The 18,899-nt window shown below is 35.9% G+C and carries 18 protein-coding genes; 7 read left to right on the forward strand and 11 right to left on the reverse strand.

Annotated features, from left to right (window positions below):
- Positions 1–66: 66 nt before the first annotated feature.
- The 5 genes from sucD to ACFIJJ_RS00420 all read right to left on the reverse strand — a co-directional run bounded on the left by sucD (position 67) and on the right by ACFIJJ_RS00420 (position 5,351).
- On the reverse strand, positions 67–969 hold the full coding sequence (gene sucD / locus ACFIJJ_RS00400) for a succinate--CoA ligase subunit alpha (protein ID WP_375622073.1): 903 nt from the start codon (positions 967–969) through the stop codon (positions 67–69).
- Positions 970–972: 3 nt separating this feature from the next.
- Positions 973–2,169 carry an ADP-forming succinate--CoA ligase subunit beta gene (gene sucC / locus ACFIJJ_RS00405; protein ID WP_375622072.1) on the reverse strand — a complete coding sequence of 399 codons (1,197 nt, stop codon included), beginning with the start codon at positions 2,167–2,169 and terminating at the stop codon, positions 973–975.
- 88 nt (positions 2,170–2,257) lie between these two features.
- Complete coding sequence (gene mdh / locus ACFIJJ_RS00410) at positions 2,258–3,220, reverse strand: malate dehydrogenase (protein WP_375645626.1); 963 nt, start codon at positions 3,218–3,220, stop codon at positions 2,258–2,260.
- A 288-nt stretch (positions 3,221–3,508) separates the two neighbouring features.
- On the reverse strand, positions 3,509–4,708 hold the full coding sequence (zapE, locus tag ACFIJJ_RS00415; protein WP_375645701.1) for a cell division protein ZapE: 1,200 nt from the start codon (positions 4,706–4,708) through the stop codon (positions 3,509–3,511).
- 97 nt (positions 4,709–4,805) lie between these two features.
- The gene (locus tag ACFIJJ_RS00420; protein WP_375622069.1) at positions 4,806–5,351 is read right to left on the reverse strand and encodes an AprI/Inh family metalloprotease inhibitor; all 546 of its coding nucleotides are present in this window, start codon (positions 5,349–5,351) and stop codon (positions 4,806–4,808) included.
- A gap of 225 nt (positions 5,352–5,576) precedes the next feature.
- Here ACFIJJ_RS00420 and dapF point away from each other — a divergent pair, with 225 nt between their 5' ends.
- From dapF to ACFIJJ_RS00455, 7 genes are all read left to right on the forward strand, one after another.
- Positions 5,577–6,428, forward strand: a complete 852-nt coding sequence (dapF, locus tag ACFIJJ_RS00425) for a diaminopimelate epimerase (RefSeq protein ID WP_375645627.1) — start codon at positions 5,577–5,579, stop codon at positions 6,426–6,428.
- Positions 6,428–7,711, forward strand: coding sequence for a tRNA (N(6)-L-threonylcarbamoyladenosine(37)-C(2))-methylthiotransferase MtaB (gene mtaB / locus ACFIJJ_RS00430; protein WP_375622067.1), 1,284 nt, complete (start codon positions 6,428–6,430; stop codon positions 7,709–7,711). Before dapF ends, mtaB begins: the two co-directional genes overlap by 1 nt.
- 14 nt (positions 7,712–7,725) lie before the next feature.
- Positions 7,726–8,979: a signal recognition particle-docking protein FtsY gene (gene ftsY, locus ACFIJJ_RS00435; RefSeq protein ID WP_375645628.1), complete on the forward strand. Its 1,254-nt coding sequence runs from the start codon at positions 7,726–7,728 to the stop codon at positions 8,977–8,979.
- Positions 8,976–9,662: a septation protein A gene (locus tag ACFIJJ_RS00440; RefSeq protein ID WP_375622065.1), complete on the forward strand. Its 687-nt coding sequence runs from the start codon at positions 8,976–8,978 to the stop codon at positions 9,660–9,662. The genes ftsY and ACFIJJ_RS00440 overlap by 4 nt, the downstream gene beginning before the upstream one ends.
- A 62-nt stretch (positions 9,663–9,724) precedes the next feature.
- Positions 9,725–10,486, forward strand: a complete 762-nt coding sequence (gloB, locus tag ACFIJJ_RS00445) for a hydroxyacylglutathione hydrolase (RefSeq protein ID WP_375645629.1) — start codon at positions 9,725–9,727, stop codon at positions 10,484–10,486.
- Positions 10,487–10,488: 2 nt separating this feature from the next.
- Complete coding sequence (locus ACFIJJ_RS00450; RefSeq protein ID WP_375622063.1) at positions 10,489–10,986, forward strand: hypothetical protein; 498 nt, start codon at positions 10,489–10,491, stop codon at positions 10,984–10,986.
- Between the two features lie 196 nt (positions 10,987–11,182).
- A complete protein-coding gene (locus tag ACFIJJ_RS00455; protein WP_375645631.1) occupies positions 11,183–11,650 on the forward strand; it encodes a hypothetical protein in 468 nt (155 codons plus the stop codon).
- Positions 11,651–11,673: 23 nt separating this feature from the next.
- Here ACFIJJ_RS00455 and ACFIJJ_RS00460 read toward each other — a convergent pair whose 3' ends face one another.
- The 6 genes from ACFIJJ_RS00460 to rho all read right to left on the reverse strand — a co-directional run bounded on the left by ACFIJJ_RS00460 (position 11,674) and on the right by rho (position 18,640).
- A complete protein-coding gene (locus ACFIJJ_RS00460; RefSeq protein ID WP_375622061.1) occupies positions 11,674–12,570 on the reverse strand; it encodes a ParB/RepB/Spo0J family partition protein in 897 nt (298 codons plus the stop codon).
- 39 nt (positions 12,571–12,609) lie between these two features.
- Positions 12,610–13,407, reverse strand: coding sequence for a ParA family protein (locus tag ACFIJJ_RS00465; protein ID WP_375622060.1), 798 nt, complete (start codon positions 13,405–13,407; stop codon positions 12,610–12,612).
- Positions 13,408–13,413: 6 nt separating this feature from the next.
- The gene (gene rsmG / locus ACFIJJ_RS00470; RefSeq protein ID WP_375622059.1) at positions 13,414–14,061 is read right to left on the reverse strand and encodes a 16S rRNA (guanine(527)-N(7))-methyltransferase RsmG; all 648 of its coding nucleotides are present in this window, start codon (positions 14,059–14,061) and stop codon (positions 13,414–13,416) included.
- Entirely contained in the window at positions 14,061–15,929 is a 1,869-nt protein-coding gene (gene mnmG, locus ACFIJJ_RS00475; RefSeq protein ID WP_375645632.1) for a tRNA uridine-5-carboxymethylaminomethyl(34) synthesis enzyme MnmG, read from the reverse strand. The genes rsmG and mnmG overlap by 1 nt, the downstream gene beginning before the upstream one ends.
- 106 nt (positions 15,930–16,035) lie before the next feature.
- A complete protein-coding gene (gene mnmE / locus ACFIJJ_RS00480) occupies positions 16,036–17,343 on the reverse strand; it encodes a tRNA uridine-5-carboxymethylaminomethyl(34) synthesis GTPase MnmE (RefSeq protein ID WP_375622057.1) in 1,308 nt (435 codons plus the stop codon).
- Positions 17,344–17,374: 31 nt separating this feature from the next.
- Positions 17,375–18,640 carry a transcription termination factor Rho gene (gene rho, locus ACFIJJ_RS00485; protein ID WP_012232634.1) on the reverse strand — a complete coding sequence of 422 codons (1,266 nt, stop codon included), beginning with the start codon at positions 18,638–18,640 and terminating at the stop codon, positions 17,375–17,377.
- Positions 18,641–18,899: the final 259 nt, after the last annotated feature.

An 18,899-nucleotide genomic window follows, 5' to 3' on the forward strand; every position in this document is an offset into this window, starting at 1 on the left:
CTTTTTATATTCAAATTTTTTTCACCTGAATATAAGAACATATTCTTATTCAGGTGAAATTTTCTTTTAGCCTTTTAAAACTGACATCAAAGTCTTACCTATCTGTGATGGTGAAGGAGAAACCCGAATTCCGGCGGATTCCATTGCCGCAATTTTATCTTCTGCCCCACCTTTACCACCAGAAATAACAGCGCCAGCATGTCCCATTGTACGTCCTGGAGGAGCCGTACGGCCAGCAATAAAGCCAACAACTGGCTTTTTACGACCTTTTCTTGCTTCATCTTGCAAAAACTGTGCTGCTTCTTCTTCAGCAGAACCACCAATCTCACCAATCATAACAATAGACTGGGTTTCATCATCTGCTAAAAACATTTCCAACACATCAATAAATTCAGTACCCTTAACAGGATCACCACCAATCCCTATCGCAGTTGTTTGTCCGAGACCTTCCTGACTCGTTTGAAAAACGGCTTCATAAGTTAAAGTTCCCGACCTCGAGACAACTCCAACAGAACCTTTTCTAAAAATAGAACCAGGCATAATACCAATTTTACATTCATTGGGTGTGAGAATACCGGGGCAATTAGGACCAATAAGACGAGACTTTGAGTTTTCTAATCGCGCCTTCACTTTAACCATATCCATAACGGGAATACCTTCCGTAATACAGATAATTAAACGAACTTCAGCTTCAATAGCCTCTATAATAGCTGCCGCAGCCCCTGCAGGAGGAACATAAATAACGGAAGCATCCGCGCCTGTTTTTTCTTTTGCTTCTGCAACATTAGCAAAGATAGGAAGAGTTTCGCCCTTTGAACCTTCCCATGTTTCTCCACCCTTTTTAGGATTAACGCCACCAACCATTTGTGTACCATGATAAGCAAGCGCCTGTTCTGTATGAAATGTTCCTGTTTTTCCTGTAAGCCCTTGAACGAGAACTTTTGTCTTTTTATTCACAAGAATTGACATAGCTTAAGCTCCCTTCACAGCTGCAACAATTTTTTGGGCAGCATCATCTAAATCATCAGCAGGAATAACATTCAAACCACTCTCATTGATAATTTCTTTACCCTTATCAACATTAGTGCCTTCAAGACGAACAACCAAGGGAACTTTTAAACCAACCTCACGAACAGCAGCAACCACACCTTCAGCAATAACATCACAACGCATAATACCACCAAAAATGTTAACCAAAATGCCCTTAACATTTGGATCGGCCGTAATAATCTTAAAAGCTGCTGTCACCTTTTCTTTTGATGCCCCACCACCAACATCCAAAAAATTTGCCGGCTCAGCTCCATAAAGCTTAATGATATCCATTGTTGCCATAGCAAGCCCAGCACCATTAACCATGCAACCAATCGTACCCTCAAGAGCAACATAAGCAAGATCATGCTTTGATGCTTCTATTTCCTTTGGATCTTCTTCTGAAAGATCGCGCAATTCTAAAATATCTGGATGACGAAACAAAGCATTATTGTCAAAAGACACTTTCGCATCAAGAACACGCAAGTGACCATCTTTCATCACAATAAGCGGATTGATTTCTAAAAGGCTCATATCTTTTTCACAAAATGCCTTATAGAGAATTGGAAAAAGCTTTTCACCATCTTCTCGCGCACTACTTTGTAGTTTTAACGCATCACAAAGTCTTGCACAATCAGCGGAAGTAACACCCTCTACAGCATCAATGGGAAGTGTGAATATTTTTTCTGGTGTTTCTTCAGCAACCGTTTCAATATCCATTCCACCTTCTGTTGAAACAACAAAAGCAATTCGACCAACGCTACGATCAACCAAAAGTGAAAGATAAAGCTCCCGTTCAATATCGGCACCGTCTTCAATATAAAGGCGGTTGACCTGCTTACCTTCTGGACCAGTTTGTTTAGTTACCAAAGTCTTTCCAAGCATTTCTTGAACATTTGCAACAACTTCTTCAACAGATTGTGCAAGCCGAACACCACCCTTTGCATCAGGACCAAGTTCTTTAAACTTACCCTTACCACGACCACCAGCGTGTATCTGACTTTTAACCACATAGAGAGGTCCGGGCAATTTTTCCGCCCATGTTTCAGCTTGCTCTACAGAATAAACAGCGACACCATTTGCAATTGGTGCTCCATATTCATGAAGCAGACGTTTGGCCTGATACTCATGGATATTCATGCATTTGTCCTTTTCTTTTATGGATCATTATTAATCCTAAAGTTTTAATATTCTAAATACTTATTTAATGAATTAAATCTTGTTCAATTTACTTGAGACTAGGCACAAGAGCAATACAAGCTTCACAAAGCTTTTTAACCGCATTTACTGAATGATCAAAAGCACCTCTTTCTTCTTTATCAAGATCAATTTCAATGACCCTTTCAACACCACCTGCACCAAGTACAACAGGAACACCAACGTAGGTATCATTAACCCCATATTCTCCTGAAAGATAAGCTGCAACAGGCACAACACGCTTAGTGTCCTTTAGATAGGCCTCAGCCATAGAAACAGCAGAAGCTGCTGGTGCATAATAAGCAGAACCTGTTTTTAACAAACCAATAATTTCTGCACCGCCATCACGGGTACGCTGGATAATTTGATCAATTCTTTCCCATGTTGTCCAGCCCATCTTTACAAGATCCGGCAAAGAAATACCACCAACCGTTGAATAACGCACGAGAGGAACCATTGTATCACCGTGACCCCCTAAAACAAACGCTGTCACATCTTTAATAGAGACCTTAAATTCCTCAGATAAGAAATGACGAAAACGCGCTGAATCAAGAACACCAGCCATACCAACCACTTTATGTGTAGGAAGACCTGAAAATTTCTGCAATGCCCACACCATCGCATCAAGGGGATTGGTAATACAAATAACAAACGCCGAAGAAGCGTATTTTTTAATTCCAGCTCCAACTTGTTCCATAACCTTTAAATTAATGCCCAAAAGTTCATCACGGCTCATACCAGGTTTTCGCGCAACGCCTGCTGTTACAATAACAACATCAGCACCTTCAATTGCTTCATAAGCATTAGCACCTTTTAGACTAATATCAAAACCGTCAACAGGTGAGGATTCGGCGATATCTAGAGCTTTACCTTGAGGTACACCTTCTGCAATATCAAATAAGATAACATCAGCAAGCTCTTTAAGCCCAATAATATGTGCTAAAGTACCACCAATCATACCTGAACCAATGAGAGCTATTTTTTTTCGTGCCATTTTATTTTTTCCTAACTTTTAGATAATTCAGCGCACACCCATCAGCGTCCGTATACTGAATATTTTTGACTTCAACCATATTCAAACAATATCATAAAAAGGAGTAAAGAAATGAAATTTACAAATTTATCTCCTTACAGAAACAACAACCCTCCGCTGAAACAACTATTAGAAAATTATCACGATGTATCGATAAAGTGAATTTAAAAAAAATACAACAGAATTATTATATTTCTTTAATTTCAAAAAGTTATTGTTTTTACAGTTTACGTAAAGGTAAAAGTATAATCAATGCTTCTTCTTCAAAAGAAAATGTTCTTCCCAAAGTTTTAAATAATCGTAGCTTTGCATTTCGAAAAGACGTGATTGTGTTCTTTGAAATTCAAATGTTTCCGTAATCTGCGCATGCCCTTTATACAAATCTCCTATCCCTGCCGCCGCCGACATAAACAACCGTATGTGGCGCTCATAAAGAATATCAATAAGCAAAATAAACCGTTTTGTTTCATTGCGACATGTATCATCCATGACCGGTACATTATCAATAAAAATCGTATGATAACGCTCCCCTAATAACAAATATTCAGCTGCGGCCAAAGGCTTTGCACATAAATCCCCATAATCAAAACGTGCACATCCTGCACCAAAGCGCGGAATAGGAATAAAGCGCCCTTTTATAGAAAGCTCATCAGATCTCTCCTTATGTCCTTGTAATACAAGTGACCATGCTTGATCCATATATTCATTTGCTTTAACCCCCAACGGCGACACATACACCTGTTGTAGATTTGATTTTTCAAGGCGATAATCTGTTTTTGCATCAAGATTAACAACGCGAACATATGCTTTTAAAACCTGAATAAAAGGTAAAAAGAGTTCAAGATTTAAACCGTTACAATAAAGGTTATCCGGCGCCACGTTTGAGGTGGCAATAAAGAAAATTCCTTTGTCAAACAATGCAGAAATAAGCCGCCCCAACACCATAGCATCAGCAATATCTGTTACACTAAACTCATCAAAACAAAGTACCTTTGCTTCTCGTGCTAGATCCTCAGCAACAGCTAAAATAGGATTATCCTGTTTAAATTTTGCACACCCAGATGATTGACGATAAAAATTAATACGCTCATGCACATCAGCCATAAAATCATTAAAATGGGCACGCTTTTTATGACCTTTCGGCAAACAAGAAAAGAACAAATCCATCAGCATGGTTTTGCCCCGTCCTACTTCACCATAAATATACAATCCCTGAAAAAAACCTGTTTCATCTCCTTGTTTTACAACACAAGAAATATTTCGTTTTTTCCTTTTAAATATTCTATTAAAGAAAGAACAAAATATAGAAGGCCAAGGACGAGAGATATTTTGTTCCGCAATTTTTTTTAATAAATGATCAAAATTTTCTGTTATAGCTAATTGAGCGGTATCGAAACAAACCTCTCCTTTATCGACAAGCTCCTTATAACGTGTTGAAACGAGAATCATCCAAAAAACCTTTTTCAAACCGATCTCAATGAAAAATACAAATACTTTTCATGAATCTGTCCGTCTAGTTTATTTTGTCATAAACGATCAAAAATGATTAACGACTTAAAATAACGGGATGATCATCAAGTGTACGTCCCTCAAAATGATCAACTTTTGAAGAATAAAGAGCAAGGATAACACGTCCAGATTTATTATAAAAATATAATCTTTTTCCTTTAACAGCCCACGACCTCACTTGGGAAGCAATTCCTGGACAGTGTAAAGGACCAGCACGGTATCCTTGTCCAAACTTTGTTTGTGGCGTTGCAATCCGGCAAACTTTTCCTTCCATAGAAAGATTCCATACCCCAGCAATACTTGCAGGAAATAAATCAGTGGCATTGCTTGGCAATTCGAGACTAGCTATTCGTCCATCGCTCTGTGAATCTCCTTTTTCATACATCGAAGCGTTTGCATCTTCAGATATAGGAGAAGAAGTAGACGAGAGATCAGACGCTTCCAATATTGTCATTTGTTGAGATGGATAAAAAACTTCTAATGCGTTACCATCGTCATTACCGTCAAACCGTGTTGTTGAACATCCCCCTAAAAACATTACAGTTGATAGTGCAACGAAAAACGAAATTTTTGAAAACGCCATATCTATACTCTCTCCTATGACAATAAATAAGTTCACAAAAAAAATAAGTGAATATTTGTTATGGTTACAAAGATAAATTAACAAATTAAAAAAAACAGGTTAAAATTACTTATTTTAAACGAAATAATTTATGTACCCATTTTTATATTGATTAAACACTAGAAATTTATAATATTTTCAGTCATATATTTTTTTATAAGTAATCATTAGAAATAGAGAAGTTTCATGAAAACGCCATTTAGCAAAATGGACGGTCTTGGAAATCAAATTATTGTTGTTGATATGCGTGAAAGCACTCATGCTCTTACACCACAAGCAATCCTTGCTTTATCAGCAGATCCTGAAATGCATTTTGATCAAATCATGGCTATCCACACACCAACCCAAAAAAAAGCCGACTTCCGCATAGAAATATGGAATGCCGACGGGTCAATAGCTAAAGCTTGTGGCAATGGTACCCGCTGTGTCATTGCATGGCTTAAAGATCACAATTTTGGTGAAAAATTTCATTTAGAAACTCCCGCTGGAATTATTAAAGGGAAATACCAAACCGATAATCTCATTTCTGTTGATATGGGATGCCCAAACTTCAATGCAAAAGAGATGCCTGTTTCACGTGAAATAGTTGATACCAATCACGTAGAAATTACGGCTGGTCCCCTAAAAGATGCTTGTCTCATATCCATTGGCAATCTCCATGCTATCTTTTTTGTTGAAAATGATATTGAACATATTCCATTAGAAAAATATGGGCCAAAACTTGAACATGATCCCCTGTTTCCTGAACGGTGCAATATTTCCATTGCTTGCATAACGTCAAAGAAAAGTCTAAATTTACGCACATGGGAGAGAGGAGCTGGATTAACACAAGCATGTGGGAGCGCTGCTTGTGCAAGTGCAGTAGCTGCTTATCGACGTGGTCTTACAGAGCGCCATATCGATGTAAACTTACCAAGGGGAACACTTAATATTTTTTACCGAGAAGACGATCACATTATTATGACAGGACCAATAAAATATCAATTTAGTGGTTTTTTAAGCCCTTTAACAGGGGACTACAAAAAGGATCACTCCTGATGGCAATAGAAATTGTAACTTTTGGTTGTCGACTCAATAGCTACGAATCGGAAATCATTCGCAAAGAAAGTACTTCTTCAGGGTTAGAGCAGCTCAAAGATGGTGCGATTATTTTTAATACCTGCGCTGTCACTGCCGAAGCTGTACGACAAGCAAAACAAGCTATCCGCAAAGCACGACGTGAAAATCCCCGTGCACGTATCATTGTAACAGGGTGTGCAGCCCAAACAGAAGCACAAAATTTTGCCTCAATGACAGAAGTGGATCTCGTTTTAGGAAACGAAGATAAACTTCACGCCCATTCTTATCGTCAACTTCCTGATTTTGGTATTAATCATTCTGAAAAGGTGCGTATCAATGACATTATGGAAGTACAAAAAATTGCTCCACATATGGTCAATGCAATGCAAGAGCGCACCCGCGCTTTTGTACAAGTACAAAACGGATGTGATCATCGCTGTACATTTTGCATTATTCCTTATGGACGAGGACCATCTCGTTCAGTTCCCATGGGTGCTGTCATAGAACAAATTAAAAAGCTTATAGGTGGGGGTATCCAAGAGGTGGTCCTTACAGGTGTTGACCTTACAAGTTATGGCCACGATCTTCCTGGAAAAGCTACTCTAGGAAAATTAACTTCAGCAATTTTGCATCATGTCCCTGACTTAACACGTTTACGCCTCTCATCTATTGACTCTATTGAAGCAGACGAAGAACTCATCAATCTTTTAGCTTATGAAAAAAGAATCATGCCCCATTTGCATTTATCTTTGCAAGCAGGTGATAATATGATTTTAAAACGGATGAAACGGCGTCATCTGCGCGAACATGCCATTCAATTTTGCCAAGAATTGCGTGCCAAACGTCCTACAATGGTTTATGGTGCTGACTTAATTGCTGGTTTTCCTACAGAAACAGAAGAAATGTTTCAAAACAGTCTTGTTTTAATCAAAGATTGTAATTTAACCCATCTCCATGTCTTCCCCTTTAGTCCAAGAGAAGGAACACCTGCCGCACGTATGCCACAAATAAACCGTAAAATAGTTAAGATGCGTGCTGAAAAATTGCGTAAAGCAGGTGAAATGGCTTACCAAAAGCATCTTGCTCATTTACAAAACAGTCTACAAACAATTCTCGTTGAAAAAGATGAAATCGGACGAACAGAAGATTATACTCTTGTACAAGTTAAAGGTGCAAAAGCAGGAACAATTGTTCAAGCCCTTATAGTTGATCATGATGGCGATAAATTGATTGCTGTCCCTCCAAAGTTAAACGCTGCTTGAGCAGGAAAATTCTTATGACGAAATCTTTTATAAAAAAAATATTCTCTTTTAACAAATCTCAAGAGCAAGAAATTGAACAACAGATTTCTATTCCTGATAAAAGCGATATAATAGAAGAAAATAAAGACAAAAATGAAAAGACAAAAAATAACCAAGTTTCTATAGACACAGAAAAAGAAGAACAAACAAAAAATCCAGAGTCAATACTTACAAAATATGATGAAAAATCCTCATCTTTAGAAGCCCATTCTGATAAAATTCCCCTTTCTGGTAAAATTATTGTCACAGACAACATCCGTGAAAAAAAGAATGAAGAAATTTTATCTGAACCTTCTGTTGAACAAAAAAAGGTAGCGTGGTTTGGGCGCCTAAAAAAAGGTCTATCCCTTTCTTCACAACGCTTAAGCGGATCAATTGGCGATCTCTTTGTTAAAAGAAAACTTGATGAAGATACATTGCAAGAGCTCGAAGATATTCTTATCCAAGCTGACATAGGTGTAGAGACGGCAACACGCATCACAAATACTTTATCTTCCAGCCGTTATGGAAAAGACCTCTCTCCAAATGACATTCATACTATTGTAGCTGATGAGATAAAAAAAGTTCTAGAACCTGTTGCAATACCATTAGAACTTGATCTTAGCCATAAGCCTCATGTTATTTTGCTGGTAGGTGTAAATGGCACTGGAAAAACGACAACTATTGGAAAACTTGCAGCCAAATTAACAGCAGGGGGATTAAAAGTTATGCTTGCAGCTGGTGATACTTTCCGAGCCGCTGCTATTGAGCAACTGCATATTTGGGGTGAGCGCACCGGTTCTCCTGTCATTTCGACAAAATTGGGTGCAGATGCCGCAAGTTTAGCTTTTGATGCTTTTGAGAAAGCAAAAAAAGCAAACAGTGATATATTAATTATTGATACAGCAGGACGTTTACAAAATAAATCTGAATTAATGGATGAGTTGGCAAAAATTATTCGTGTTTTAAAAAAACACACCCCCCAAGCACCCCATACAATCCTTCAAACGCTTGATGCAACAACCGGACAAAATGCACTCAACCAAGTGGATATTTTCCGCGATATTGCTGGTGTTAATGGTTTAGTCATGACAAAGCTAGATGGGACTGCACGAGGAGGAATTCTTGTCGCTATCGCAGCAAAATATAAATTACCCGTTTATTTTATCGGCATAGGAGAAGATATTGAAGATCTTCAACCCTTTTCTGCTTCTGACTTTGCCGAAACTATCGCAGGAAAACACGCATGAAACAGCCTTTGTCTAATCCTAATTCACACAATAATTCTGAAAAAAATATGAATAATAATAAGAAAGTTTCTCTCTCACCCAAATTTAAGTTTTTCTTGGAAATGGGTCCATTAGTTGCCTTCTTTTTTGCCAATTACAAAGGAGAATGGTTAATAAAAAACATTGGATTTTTTCAAAATTTTAACAAACCTATTTTCCCTGCAACAGCTATTTTCATGGGAGCGATTATTATTTCTCTAAGCTTATCATGGATACTTGTAAGACAAATTCCTATTATGCCTCTTATTTCGGGAATATTTGTTTTAGTTTTTGGCTTTTTAACTCTCTGGCTTCATAATGAAACTTTCATAAAAATGAAACCAACAATCATTAATATCTTATTTGCTTTTATACTTTTTGGTGGGATGTTTTTTAAAAAACCACTTTTACGTTATGCTTTTGATTCTACCTTAAAACTTGATGATTTAGGTTGGCAAAAACTGACCTATCGTTGGGCGTTTTTTTTCGTTTTTCTTGCTATTTTGAATGAAATCATTTGGCGCAATTTTAGCGATAATTTCTGGACTAATTTCAAAGTATTTGGTGTCATGCCTATAACAGTCCTTTTCATGCTTACCCAAATGCCTATCATTATAAAACATTCAGAAGGACTTTTTACAGAAGAGGACAAATCTGATTCTTAAAAAATTCACCACTACCGATTATTTTATAGATTCATAGCTAAACACTGTTCAGGAGAAAAAATATGTTGATTGAACAGTTTATCTGTCGAAAAGATAATTTCGGTGTACTCGTTCATGATGAAAAAAGTGGTATGACAGCTGCAATAGATGCTCCTGAAAGTAAAGCGATTCACAATGCTTTAAAGCGCCACAATTGGACACTTAACACTATTTTTGTAACCCATCATCATCACGACCATGTAGAAGCCCTATCAGAATTAAAACAAGTTTACAACGCTACGGTTATCGGGCCAGAAGCAGAAAAAGAAAAAATCAATCATCTTGATCAAACACTTCAGCCTGATGAAAGTTTTTTCTTTGGCACACACCTGCTTTTAGCTCTTTCAACACCTGGTCATACTTTAGGCGCATTATCTTACTATTTTCCTGAAAAGAGTTTACTCTTTGCTGGAGATACACTTTTTTCATTGGGCTGTGGACGTCTTTTCGAAGGAACACCAGCACAAATGCTGAATTCTTTAAAAAAACTTCGTAAACTTCCTGATAAAACACTTCTCTATTGTGGACATGAATATACAAAAAATAATGCTCTTTTCGCACTAACAATTGACCCACATAATAAAAAACTCCACCAAAGAATAGAGGAAGTTTTTTTGCTACGTGCAAAAAACGCTATGACTTTACCTGTTACTTTAGGGCAAGAAAAATCCACCAATCCCTTTCTCCGCTGGGATGATAGTGTGTTGCGAAGAAACCTTGGAATGGAAGAAGAAACAGATGAAGAAGTTTTTTCTGAAGTTCGAAGAAGAAAGGATAATTTTTAACCATGCTTAAGTTCGTATTACGTTTGTTCCTCCTTTTTCTTTTCGTGATACATATTCAACAAACAAAGGCAGAGGAAAATGAAACAGATAATTCTTCTCTTATACCATCTCTCATTGCAAATTATCCCTTAACAGAAGATTTTCTTTTAAAGCTGGAAAAAATTGAAAAAGAATGCAAAAATTTACTCCCAGAAACAAAAAATCATCTTATCACTTATGATTCTAGTATCCACTCTAGTATTGAAAACTACACTACCTATATTTCTAGTAAACCAAAACTTGTGAATATTTTAAAAGAAAATAATATCACACCGAAAGATTTTGCTGCTGGAACCTTAGCACTTAAAGAAATATCAACGCTTCTTATATTTGTACCTGAAAAGGAATATTCTACTGAGAAAAATACTATATTTCTAAACAATCTTGAATTTGTTAAAAAACATTTTTACAAAGCGACAATTCTTTTAGAGAGCTGTGAAGAACTCATTTTGAGAAACTAATCAGTTATGAGACGTTAGAAAATATCATCCCATTAATCTAATAAAAAAGTCCGTGCATTAAAAAATCACCGTGTTTTTATCATTCCTAATAATTGTTTCTATTTCGATTATATTTACAAATGTTTTTCTAACAATAAGGAATAATAGACGAGAAAATATTTATTGAAATCCAAAAAAGAAAGGATAATTTTTAGTCATGTTTAAAATTCTATTGTGCTTTTTCTGCATTTTTCCTTTTGTATCATACGCTCAAGAAAAAAAACAAGAAATAGATGATCTTTCTTTTATACCGCCTTTCATTGCAAATTATCCCTTAACAGAAGATCTTCTTTTAAAGCTGGAAAAAATCAAAGCAGAATGTAAAAATTTATATTCAGAACCAGAACAAACAAATACAAAAAGTGATCTCAACACTTATAATGATAATATTGAAAAATACACTGCCTATATTTCTAGTAAACCAAAACTTGTAAATATTTTAACAGAAAATAATATAACACCGAAAGAATTTGTTGTGGCTCACTTCGCACTTCAAGCGACATTATATATACTTACTGATAAAGAAAATCCTACTTATGAAAAAAACTTTTTACCTTCAAGTAATATAGAATTTGCTAAAGAGCATATGTATAGAATAATAAAAATTTTAAAAGATAACTGTTAAAAAAATCTTTTTAGAACAATTTGTTAACTTTGTAAACGTCGACAAATTTCATCTAATTGTTCTAATGAAGAGTAATGTATTTTTAAATCGCCACCTTTTTTACCATGTCTAATAATAACTTTCATTCCAATCACATCTGCAAGTAATTTTTCTAAAGATTTTGTTTCAGCATCTTTCTCCATATTGGTACGTTTTTTAGTTTTAGGATTAGCTTGCTCATATGCAAGTATTTCTGTTTGACGTACAGAAAGCCCTTCACGAATAATTTTCTCAGCTAAATCTTGTGGATTATCAACGGTTATAAGACAACGTGCATGACCTGCGGAAAGTTGCCCATCAGTTAAGAATTGTTGTACCTTTTCTGGAAGTTTTAACAAACGAAGTGTATTTGCAACATGACTACGACTTTTTCCTATAACTTGTGCTAAATCTACTTGCGTATAACCGTGTTCATTTATAAGCATCTCATATCCCTTTGCTTCTTCGATAGGATTAAGATCTGCACGCTGAACATTTTCAATAATAGCCAATTCCAAAGCAGTTTTATCATCTACATCACGAACAATAACAGGTAATTGACTTAAATTTGCACGTTGTGCAGCACGCCAACGCCGTTCACCAGCGATCAATTCAAACCGATGAGGATAATCTCTTAAAGGTCTGACAATAACAGGTTGAACCACACCGTGCTGACGAATTGATTGTGCCAAATTATCAAGTTCTGTTTCAGTAAAATGACGCCGTGGATTATGAGGATTACATGAAATAGATTCAAGAGGGATAAACTGTTCAGAAATGCTACCGGATTCGGTTAATTTATCAAAACTTGGTGAACGTGCAAAATTGTTGTTTAAATTGATATCTCCAATCAATGCTGCTAATCCACGGCCTAGTCTTTTTTTTGATAGATCATCATTCATAATTTTGCTCTTTGAATTTTTAGATTATTTTTTATATTTCTAAGCAGCAGCGCGTGCTTGTTTTTCACGTTGAATCATTTCAGATGCTAGACGTAAATAAGCTTGGCTACCAGCACATTTGAGATCGTAAAGCAATACAGGTTTACCAAAAGAAGGCGCTTCTGATACTCTTACATTTCGTGGAATAACAGTACGATAAACTTTATCTCCCATAAAAGAGCGTACATCTTCAACAACTTGATTTGAAAGATTATTACGTCCATCATACATTGTTAGAACGATACCTTGAATTTCTAAAGAGGGATTAAGTACGGATCGCACTTGTTTTACTGTTTCAAGTAATTGACTTAAACCTTCAAGCGCTAAAAATTCACATTGCATAGGCACTAAAACAGAATCTGCAGCTCCCATAGCATTAAGAGTAAGAAGATTAAGCGATGGTGGACAATCAATTAAAATATAATTGAATTTTTTTTCCATTTCCGGATCATCATAGAGAGCTTTACGTAAGCGTTGTATGCGATCTTTTGATGAAGAAATTTCCATTTCCACACCTAAGAGATCAAGTGTAGAGGGAACTATATAAAGATTGGGTACGGCTGTTTTTAAAGCGGCTTGTGTAATTGAAACACCTGAAACCAAAACATCATAAGAAGATAAAGGACGGTTATTACGATCAATCCCTAAACCTGTACTAGCATTACCTTGTGGATCAACATCCATAATAAGGACATTTTCACCAATAGCCGCTAAAGCTGTAGCAAGATTAATAGCTGTGGTTGTTTTTCCGACTCCACCCTTTTGGTTTGCAATAGCGATAATTCGTGTTTCGCTCATTTTGCTCTACCCTCTATATGATCGAATATGAGAAATTTCCAAAATAACAGAATTTTCATCAACTTTACTTTTATGTTTTAACAGATCAAAGTGCCAATTGGCAGAGGCATTTTTTATTTCTGTAGCGTAATCCCGACCTTTTTGCAAAAGAGCTACGGTTTTTTCTGTTGATAAAGGAAAAATAAGTTGTAAAAGAACATTGAGTGGCGCTAATCCTCGTGCCGTTATAATATCAGATATAGGAATTTTTTGATATATATCTTCAATCCTAGCGTGATAAACTGTTGCTGGAAGATTAAGTTGAGCAATAACTGTTCGCAAAAAAGCAACTTTTTTTCCATTACTCTCAACAAGATGAATATGCCCTGCTTTTTTTTCTTTCAGAAAAATAGCAATCACAATTGCAGGAAAACCTCCTCCTGATCCTAAATCACACCAATGTAAAGAATGAGCATACAAAGGAAAAATTTGTGCTGAATCTAAAATATGTCGTGTCCATAGATCTGGTATTGTCGCAGCAGATATTAAATTAATATGCGCATTCCATTGAATGATTAAAGACTCAAACTGAATCAAATTTTCCATCGTTTCACGTGAAACAGAAGGAATAATATTTAATAGTTGTTGATATTTTTGTTCTGTAGAAAAATCCATTAAGCTGTTTTAGCCTTTTCACGTCGTTGACGTTGAATATATGTAATAATAAGTGATAAAGCAGCGGGTGTCATACCATCAATTTTTTGTGCATCAGCAATTGAACGCGGCGATATTTCTTGAATTTTTGATTTAAGTTCATTTGAAAGACCTGAAATTGCCTGAATATCAAGAGAAGAAGGAATTTCTAAACGTTCATCTCTCTGAAGAGAGGCAATATCTTGTGCTTGTTTATCTAAATAAACCGCATACTGCGCTTCAATTTCTAAAGATTCTGCTGTTTTAGAATCAATTGTTTGTAATTGTGGCCAAAAATCTGCAAGACGCTCTAAAATCATATGAGGATAAGCAAGAAAATCATAAGCTGAACGACGAATCCCATCATGATTAACATGTAATCCACGAGCAGAAGCTTCATTAGGTGTTAAAAAGAGATTTTGACACATTGATCGTGCTTGATCAAGTCGCTGTTGTTTTTCCCGATAACAATCCCAACGTACTTTACTCACAATACCCCATTCTTGTGCCAAAGGTGTTAAACGCGTATCAGCATTATCAGATCGTAAAGATAAACGAAATTCAGCACGTGATGTAAACATTCTATAAGGTTCACAAACACCACGTGAAACCAAATCATCAACCATAACACCAATATAAGCCGTAGAACGACTTATAAGTATTTCATCTAATTTACCTACTTTACGCGCAGCATTCAATCCAGCCAAAAGACCTTGTGCAGCTGCTTCTTCATATCCTGTTGTGCCATTTATTTGTCCCGCTAAAAACAAACCCGATAAAGAACGTAATTCTAAGCTTCTTGTTAATTGTTGTGGATTAACAAAATCATATTCAATAGCATAACCAGGTTGCAAAACTTTAGCATTTTCTAATCCTTCAATGGTTTTCAATAGAGAAATTTGCACATCTTCAGGAAGAGAAGTAGAAAGACCATTCGGATAAACGGTATCATCATTTAATCCTTCTGGTTCTAAAAAAATCTGATGTCCATCACGTTCCCCAAATTTAACAATTTTATCTTCAACAGAAGGACAATAACGTGGTCCTAATCCTTCAATATTTCCAGAATATAAAGCAGAACGATAAATATTATCGCGAATAATTTGATGTGTTTTCTCATTTGTACGTGTTATTGCACATTCAATTTGTGGTTGTTCAATTTTCTCTGTTAAAAGAGAAAAGGGTATGGGATTTTCATCTGCTTGTTGTTTTTGGAGAGCTTCCCAAGCAATTGTTTTTTTACTCAAACGAGCAGGGGTTCCTGTTTTTAATCGTCCAAGTTTTATATGATATTTTTTCAAATGTTCAGCAAGTTTTACACTTGACTGATCTCCCATACGACCAGCGGCCCATGTTTTATTACCAATATGAATAAAGCCATTTAAAAACGTACCTGTTGTTAAAACAACAGCACCAGAAAAAATTGTTCCTTGTTTTTTTAAAATAACACCAGATACACAATTATCTTTAACAATCAAATCAAGTACTTCATCTTCAATAAGAGTAAGACTTTCTTGTTCTTTTAAGAGTTTTTGAATTGCTTCCTTATAGAGTTGTCTATCTGCCTGTGTCCGTGGTCCTCTTACTGCCGGTCCTTTACGTCTATTAAGGAGTCTAAACTGAATTCCAGCAGCATCTGCTGCCCTTCCCATGAGACCATCCAACGCATCTATTTCACGAACCAGATGCCCTTTTCCAAGACCACCAATAGCAGGATTACATGACATTGTTCCCAATGCGGATATTTTATGTGTAACAAGCGCTGTTTTGGCTCCTACACGTGCTGAAGCTGAAGCCGCTTCACAGCCAGCATGACCACCACCAACAATAACAACATCATATGATTGCATTTAATTAATTCCGTAGAAAATATTCTAAGGTTTCACGTGAAACAAGATATAAATTACATAATCTTTATAATCTGTCTATGAAATAATCAATGTTTCACGTGAATCATTATTTACCAACACAAAATTCTGAAAAAATAATATCAAGCAAATCTTCAACATCAATATCTCCCGTAATTTTTCCAAGAAAATCACTTGCACGTCGGAGATGTTCTGCACGTAAACTGAGATCAAGAGAATGATAATTGAGAGAATGTTCAATCTCTTTAACAGCTTCCTTTAGTAGTTGAAGTTGCCTTTTACGTGCTGGAACAAGATTTCCAACTTCAGAAGCACGATGATGGCAAAATGATTCAAGTTCTTTGATAAAACAATCAAAATTTAAACCAGTTAATGCAGAAAATTGTATAGACCAACGTTGATCATTTTTTTCATAAAGATCAAGTTTATTGCCAACACACCATATTTCAGCCGATGTTTCTGGTAAATCAACTTTCTCAGGATTTCCTATATCATAAACCAAAATAACCAAATCAGCTTCCCTAACATGCTGCTTAGCAACTTCTATTCCCATCTGTTCTATTTTATTTTCTGTTTTTCTAAAACCAGCAGTATCGGTTAAAAAAACAGGTAAACCACCAAGAATAAGTCTCATTTCTAAAGCATCACGGGTTGTTCCTGCTTCTTCTGTTACAATAGCAACAGATCTTCCTGAAAGACGATTCATAATGCTTGATTTTCCAGAATTAGGAGCACCAGCAATAACAATTTTTAATCCATCACGTAAAATACTCGCACGCTCTCCTTCAATAATATGTTCTCGAAGAGAAGTACAAAGATCTTTAACATCTTTCCAAACTTTATCAGATATTGCGTTTGGAACATCTGCTTCATCCACAAAATCAAGTTCTGCTTCAATAAAAGCACGAACCTTCATAAGTTTATGGCGCCAATCACGATAAAGCGTCGTTAAATGTCCACTTGTACCCATAACAGCTAAACGACGCTGGCTTTCCGTTTCCGCTTCTATTAAATCAGCAAGACCTTCTGCCTGAACAAGATCTAATTTTCCCTCCATAAAAGCACGGCGTGAAAATTCTCCTGCCTCTGCAATACGGCATCCAGAAAATGTCGACAATTCATCGAAAAAACGATTAACAACAGCTTTTCCTCCATGCAAATGGAATTCTGCACAATCTTCTCCCGTAAAACTATGAGGAGCAGGAAAGAAAACAGTTAAAGCAGAATCTAAAAAACTACCATCACGAGCAGTAAGGTTTCCATAATGCATAAAGCGTGCTTTAGGTAAACAACCACAAAGCGTTTTAACTATATCCACAACATGAGGACCAGAAAGCCGAATGACTGCAACCCCTGAAGGTAACAATCCACTCGAAACAGCAAAGATTGTATCCACAGGTTTTATCCTAATAAAAACTTTAATGTCTCTACGTATTCATTGAATCAAAAAACTCACTATTATTTTTTGTTTGCTTCAATTTATCAATCAAAAATTCAATTGCATCTGTTACATTCATAGGTGCTAAAATACGACGAAGAACAAAAATTTTATGCAAATCTTGTCGTGCTACCAAAAGCTCTTCCTTACGTGTTCCTGACTTTAAAATGTCCATAGCAGGGAAAATACGCTTATCAGCAACCTTACGATCAAGAACAATTTCTGAGTTACCTGTTCCTTTAAATTCTTCAAAAATAACCTCATCCATACGGCTTCCTGTATCAATCAAAGCCGTTGCTATAATGGTTAAAGATCCGCCTTCCTCAATATTACGTGCTGCACCAAAAAAACGTTTTGGGCGTTGGAGAGCATTAGCATCCACACCACCTGTCAAGACTTTACCTGAAGAAGGAACAACCGTATTATATGCACGCCCAAGACGTGTAATAGAATCGAGAAGAATAACAACATCTCGTCCATATTCAACAAGACGTTTGGCTTTTTCAATGACCATTTCTGCCACTTGTACGTGACGTATTGCAGGCTCATCAAAAGTAGAAGAAACCACTTCTCCTTTTACTGAACGCTGCATATCAGTAACTTCTTCTGGTCGTTCATCAATTAAAAGAACAATGAGATAACATTCAGGATGATTAGTAGTAATAGAATGAGCAATATTTTGAAGTAAAACTGTTTTTCCTGTCCGAGGTGGCGCAACGATTAATCCTCTTTGTCCTTTTCCCAATGGAGATATCAAATCAATCACGCGTGATGACATATCTTTCTCTGTAGGATCTTGTATTTCCATTTGGAAACGTTCATTTGAATAAAGAGGAGTAAGATTATCAAAGTGGATTTTATAACGAATCTTTTCAGGTTTTTCGAAATTAATTGTATTAATTTTAAGGAGAGCAAAATAACGTTCTCCCTCTTTTGGACTGCGTATAGGACCTTCAATTGTATCGCCTGTCTTTAAAGAAAACGACTGTATTTGTGCAGGTGAAAGATAAATATCATCAGGACCAGGAAGATAATTAGCATCAGCAGATCTCAAAAATCCAAATCCATCTTGTAAAACTTCAACAACACCTTCTCCTATAATTTCAACGTCTTGTAGAGCAAGTTTTTTCAAGATAGCAAACATTAATTCTTGTTTGCGCATAAGGGAGGCATTTTCAACTTCTAATGTTTCAGCAAAAGAAACAAGCTCAACGGGATTTTTGCTTTTAAGTTCTTGTAGTTTCATTTTTTGCATGAAATATGCTCTTTGTAATTAAGGAGAAGATTGTTTTAAAGAATTTATGGAAATTTATGAGTGAAATATTATTAAGAAAAAATATCCTACACTCAATTTTTTTAATCTGCAAGTACCATTTATATGAAATTTGTTCCTGTAATATTAAGTAATTGTATGAAAAACTTGAAAAAATATAAAATCCAAATAGTATTTAATTATTTTAATAACAAAAATGTAAGTTAAAGTTATAGCATTAATGAAATGCTATTCAAAAGTA

The sequence above is a fragment of the Bartonella sp. TT29SHDZB genome (genome assembly GCF_042193395.1).
Lineage (GTDB): Bacteria > Pseudomonadota > Alphaproteobacteria > Rhizobiales > Rhizobiaceae > Bartonella.

What these genes read in the sequence shown, in the direction of transcription:
- sucD (WP_375622073.1), bottom strand. Translation starts at nt 969, where the DNA reads ATGTCAATTCTTGTGAATAAAAAGACAAAAGTTCTCGTTCAAGGGCTT.
- sucC (WP_375622072.1), bottom strand. Translation starts at nt 2,169, where the DNA reads ATGAATATCCATGAGTATCAGGCCAAACGTCTGCTTCATGAATATGGA.
- mdh (WP_375645626.1), bottom strand. Translation starts at nt 3,220, where the DNA reads ATGGCACGAAAAAAAATAGCTCTCATTGGTTCAGGTATGATTGGTGGT.
- zapE (WP_375645701.1), bottom strand. Translation starts at nt 4,708, where the DNA reads ATGATTCTCGTTTCAACACGTTATAAGGAGCTTGTCGATAAAGGAGAG.
- ACFIJJ_RS00420 (WP_375622069.1), bottom strand. Translation starts at nt 5,351, where the DNA reads ATGGCGTTTTCAAAAATTTCGTTTTTCGTTGCACTATCAACTGTAATG.
- dapF (WP_375645627.1), top strand. Translation starts at nt 5,577, where the DNA reads ATGAAAACGCCATTTAGCAAAATGGACGGTCTTGGAAATCAAATTATT.
- mtaB (WP_375622067.1), top strand. Translation starts at nt 6,428, where the DNA reads ATGGCAATAGAAATTGTAACTTTTGGTTGTCGACTCAATAGCTACGAA.
- ftsY (WP_375645628.1), top strand. Translation starts at nt 7,726, where the DNA reads ATGACGAAATCTTTTATAAAAAAAATATTCTCTTTTAACAAATCTCAA.
- ACFIJJ_RS00440 (WP_375622065.1), top strand. Translation starts at nt 8,976, where the DNA reads ATGAAACAGCCTTTGTCTAATCCTAATTCACACAATAATTCTGAAAAA.
- gloB (WP_375645629.1), top strand. Translation starts at nt 9,725, where the DNA reads ATGTTGATTGAACAGTTTATCTGTCGAAAAGATAATTTCGGTGTACTC.
- ACFIJJ_RS00450 (WP_375622063.1), top strand. Translation starts at nt 10,489, where the DNA reads ATGCTTAAGTTCGTATTACGTTTGTTCCTCCTTTTTCTTTTCGTGATA.
- ACFIJJ_RS00455 (WP_375645631.1), top strand. Translation starts at nt 11,183, where the DNA reads ATGTTTAAAATTCTATTGTGCTTTTTCTGCATTTTTCCTTTTGTATCA.
- ACFIJJ_RS00460 (WP_375622061.1), bottom strand. Translation starts at nt 12,570, where the DNA reads ATGAATGATGATCTATCAAAAAAAAGACTAGGCCGTGGATTAGCAGCA.
- ACFIJJ_RS00465 (WP_375622060.1), bottom strand. Translation starts at nt 13,407, where the DNA reads ATGAGCGAAACACGAATTATCGCTATTGCAAACCAAAAGGGTGGAGTC.
- rsmG (WP_375622059.1), bottom strand. Translation starts at nt 14,061, where the DNA reads ATGGATTTTTCTACAGAACAAAAATATCAACAACTATTAAATATTATT.
- mnmG (WP_375645632.1), bottom strand. Translation starts at nt 15,929, where the DNA reads ATGCAATCATATGATGTTGTTATTGTTGGTGGTGGTCATGCTGGCTGT.
- rho (WP_012232634.1), bottom strand. Translation starts at nt 18,640, where the DNA reads ATGCAAAAAATGAAACTACAAGAACTTAAAAGCAAAAATCCCGTTGAG.